At 56.5% G+C, this 3602-nt stretch carries 5 protein-coding genes; 2 read left to right on the forward strand and 3 right to left on the reverse strand.

What is annotated here, in order from left to right; translation table 11 throughout:
- The coding region (locus CR105_RS29570; protein WP_370660705.1) for a transposase at positions 1–127 on the reverse strand (127 nt) is incomplete at its 3' end.
- An 829-nt stretch (positions 128–956) separates the two neighbouring features.
- Between CR105_RS29570 and CR105_RS27090 the strand changes: the two genes are divergently transcribed.
- Positions 957–1619, forward strand: coding sequence for a hypothetical protein (locus CR105_RS27090; protein ID WP_131502060.1), 663 nt, complete (start codon positions 957–959; stop codon positions 1617–1619).
- Entirely contained in the window at positions 1616–2854 is a 1239-nt protein-coding gene (locus tag CR105_RS27095; protein WP_099794051.1) for a hypothetical protein, read from the forward strand. Before CR105_RS27090 ends, CR105_RS27095 begins: the two co-directional genes overlap by 4 nt.
- On the opposite strand, the gene CR105_RS29575 is transcribed toward CR105_RS27095, so the two are convergent.
- Entirely contained in the window at positions 2768–3154 is a 387-nt protein-coding gene (locus CR105_RS29575) for a transposase (protein WP_099794053.1), read from the reverse strand. The genes CR105_RS27095 and CR105_RS29575 overlap by 87 nt on opposite strands.
- A gap of 182 nt (positions 3155–3336) precedes the next feature.
- The coding region (locus tag CR105_RS27105; RefSeq protein WP_143752828.1) for a transposase domain-containing protein at positions 3337–3602 on the reverse strand (266 nt) is incomplete at its 5' end.

Here is a 3602-nt window from a genome sequence, read left to right on the forward strand (position 1 = left end):
TCCAATTTTTAAGTGTGTGGTAATTGACGTTGATATCGTCCGCGACTGCCTGCACGCTCCTGCCGCCACGGGAGAATACCTTGACCAGTGCTTGTTCGACAAATGCTGGGGAATGCCTTGTTCTCATATCTGCCTCTATTTGGATAAAATCTGGAGGCGACAACTAGTCTGACACAGGGGGAGCGAGAACTCGCTAATGACAATGTAGGTTTGACTACAGTCCCCGCCGAACACCGAGCGGACGCCTGGGTATATTCGGCTGTGGGTTCTTTAGTTGGAGCCTTGGCTCACCAGGCGCCCTCGCTGGAGCATACTCTAGTAGAAGAGGTCTTTCCTGGGCTATTAAGTGCAGTTGAGCTCATTCACCATGCGAACGACTGTGCGGCATTCGATTTTCCCGCCGCGGGAAACGACGCTAACAAAGTGAATGTGGGCACGCTGTACGCTTTCCTGAAAGCTTGCGACAAGGATTGGGAGCTGCTTCCCCCCATAGACTTAAGCCAGACGGCGTAACGAGGCTGAAGGACCAGTTCCTCTCTGGAAAAATCGGCGTCGATCAACAGCACTTCCAGTAGATGCTCAAGCACGACCTTAAGATTTGCACCAGAACCGTGCCCCGCACGCCGCAGCATCGTCTCACACGCTGGGCAACGCATCGAACACAAGATAGCCGGCTTTGCTCGGTGCTAGCTCCCGGCACGCTTCGTAGCGAAACCGGCCGGCCTCGATCAAGGCACGTGCCGGGTCCGGAAGGTCGCGTGCCTCGGCCGACGACAATGCGCGGCCACCCCGGCATACCAACGCGGCTCTTCTGCAAGCCCACGGAATGGCGACTGACCGCTCCCTGCCGCAAAAAAAATTAAATGTTTGTTGTTTATTTGACAGTGATTGCAATAAATGCATTTGGTCTACTTATAATGAACAGAGAATTGTAAAAAAAACATTCCAAGGACACCATGAAACGTTTGCCGTATAGCTGCTTAATGGCTCTAACCTTCGGCTTCCTCCAATCACCGGCGCTGGCCCAAGACACGCTACTTCCCGGTCTGCGGACTAACGGCTGCGGGGCAGTGGATGGGTGGAGCAGCAAGCTGGTTCCCAACAAGGCGCTGCTCGGGTACTGTCAGTTTGAGGGCTCGTGCAAGAAGCATGACGTTTGCTACGGTCGTTGTCTGGAAGGAGGAGAGCTGTTCGGCCAGCCCGAGTGCACTGATGCGCCAGGCAGTCCGGCCAAGCAACAACGCCAAATGCTATGTGACGCCGGCCTTGGCGCCGATATTGTCTCCTTCAACAAGGGCAAACGGGTATGCTCGTTCTACGCCTCTCTCTATCAATGGGCAGTCGAACAGTTCGGGCAAAGCAGCTTTTCGGGCATTGGGGAAGGTGAACCTGCCTTCGCCGTCATCCGCGAGTTTTTGAACTACGCTTCCGAGCACCCAGAAAACTACTCGGACCAGGATCAGGCACTTCTGCTCTCCGCGCTCGGCAACATGGAGCAGAAACCGAACGACAAATTTGTGGCGAAGTTCGATCGATTCTCCGGTAAGTTCACGCTCGCGCATATCGTAGACGGCAAAACCGTGGCAGTCGTCACCATACCTCAAGGAAAAGCGCAATGATAAGCGTGAAAGCAGTGGGCGCAGCGCTGTTGGTGGCGTGGGCGGGCGTCTGCCACGCAAGCACCGACTACTCCAAGTCCGTAGAAGGCGAACTTGCCTGGGCCTGGGGCGAGCTGCAAAGCGTCATGACGGCGTCAGAGCTGGTCAAGGCCAAAAGCTTGAAGCTGACCTTGCTCAAGGCCGACACCGGCGCGATGAAGGTTCGGATATCGTCCAGCGGAGAAATCGAGATCTCGCTGGGCGTACACATTCGGGCCCAGGAGTCATGCACCATGGCCGAATACATGCGGCTACTTTCATCCACAAATGTCAACAAAACACACCTTCTGCAAGGCTATAACGGCTATCTGGCGGAGGCCGAAGCCTTCGGGCCATTTTTTCTCTCGGCGCGCGCCTACCTAGAACGGGTGGACAGCAAAACCGATTACCGCAGCCTGTACGCCGCTGCCGATGACAATCTACAAGTTGCGGCATGCCGTACTGGTCTGCTCGCCTTCCTTCTGGCTCATGAGTTTGCCCACGCGCTTGCTGGCGACCCCATCGCCATGGAAAAAATGGCGGCGGACGAGGTGAACAAGTTGGAGCAGAAGGCAGACGCGGCTGCGCTTGACTTGCTCGCGCGCAGAAAGACATTTCCGGTTGCCGGCATGTTCCAGTTCCTGCTGGCTGCAAATCACATCATGCATGAACCTGCACAGACCGAATACGCGTCATTCGACCATCCGCTGCCGTTCGATCGTATGCTCGGGACGCTCAGTTTCGCCATCGCCAACTTCGACAAGTACCTAAGCGCGCAGGACCGCAAAGTGCTAGGCCCCGGCGTCCACGAAGTCCCCAAGCAACTGGCGATAGTGCGCGATCAAGTCGCCAAATGGAAAGCGGTACAAGAAAAATACAACAACACATCCGCACAAAACGATGGCCTGATGTCATTTTTTCTTAACGATGCCACCTACGCAATCCGGGTGCCGTCGGTCTACCTTCAAGGCAGCCACGGTAGCGAGGTCGACCTGCCGCGCGCCCGCATCTATTTCCAGCAGGCCGCACAATTACTACCGCCGAGCTTTTACTACCAACAGGCGGCGGCGCTCTATGGCGCGGGCCTCGCCTGGAGCATCGAGCCCAATCCTTCATACGAGCGCGCCTGCTCATTCCTGGTGCGCGCCGAAGCAATGCACCTTCTCGCTGCAGCAGAGCGCCTGAAGATGTTGCGGAAAAACGAGAAATGCTTGTAGCGAAATCTCACTAGGCGAAGAGGTTGGTTCCAAAAGCAGCGTCGCGCAATCGGCGGTTCTGTCGCATTGGCGTCGAGGTTGGTCAGTTCGGGTAAACCACGGCGCCAGGTGGCCCGCAACAAACAGTTTGCGCCAGGCGCACACCTGGTTCGCGTTGACATTGTGCTTGCGCGCGATGCGTGGGACGGAAGCGTTCGGCAGCAACGATTGCATGGTGACGACATGCTTGAACTCGTCGGTATGGCGACAATAGCTGCCGCGTTTTGAGGGGCCGACGCCTGGTTTGATTATTGTGTCCATAATCGAGTTTGTGGACACAATCGATTTGTGTCTCAACCTCAAATCATGCCGGCAGCGGCGCTGCACGCATAGACGGCACTGGCATGACGCTTACGGTGAAAAGGAGGGCCAAGTATGTGCGATCACGTCATTGGCATGTCGTTACTGGGTAAGCGTCCGGCGGCCCCACCTTGCCGGGCGGTTTAGTTTTGCTGAAGGTTCGGCAATGGCAGCAAAGAATCGATCTGACTGTTAGGGCACGTCGGGAGACGTTCCAAAGTGCTGGCCAGCCATTGCAGCGGATCGAGCCCATTGAGCTTGGCGGTGCCGAGTAATGACTGAATGGCGGCGGCGCGCCGACCGGCACGCGCCGAACCGGCGAACAGCCAGTTTTTCTTGCCGATCGCAATGGGCCGGATCGTGTTCTCGACGGGGTTGTTGTCGATCGGCCGTGTACCGGAATCGACAT

Origin of the sequence: Massilia eurypsychrophila (genome assembly GCF_002760655.1) — a bacterium.
In the GTDB taxonomy this organism is placed as follows: Bacteria; Pseudomonadota; Gammaproteobacteria; order Burkholderiales; family Burkholderiaceae_D; genus JAFCUW01.